The organism is Flagellimonas flava (assembly GCF_050617915.1).
Taxonomy (GTDB): Bacteria; Bacteroidota; Bacteroidia; order Flavobacteriales; family Flavobacteriaceae; genus Flagellimonas; species Flagellimonas flava_A.
This window is the reverse complement of record NZ_JBODQE010000248.1, coordinates 1-229: the sequence shown is the minus strand read 5'-3', so window position 1 is coordinate 229 and position 229 is coordinate 1. Positions and strand designations below refer to the sequence as shown.

The window sequence follows — 229 nt, the reverse complement described above, 5'->3', positions numbered from 1 at the left end:
CACACAGATCGGGCTGGTAGGCATTGCCGGTGGTACCGAACACGGAGTTGTAGGTATGCGACCCCAGGCCAAATTCCGGGGTATTGGTTTTACCGATCAGAATGGCACCGGATTGCCGCACGCGCTCCACGACAATGGCATCTTGTTTGGGCAGATAGTCCTTGAAAATCGGTGAGCCGCTGGTGGTGACAATATCGACCGTGGCCGCCAGATCTTTGGGTGCCTGGGG

At 57.2% G+C, this 229-nt stretch carries 1 protein-coding gene; it reads right to left on the bottom strand.

The window, feature by feature from the left end; genetic code table 11:
• Window positions 1-229 (bottom strand): amidase family protein (locus ACRHOZ_RS21720; RefSeq protein ID WP_431130515.1); only part of this gene is annotated, 229 nt, incomplete at both ends.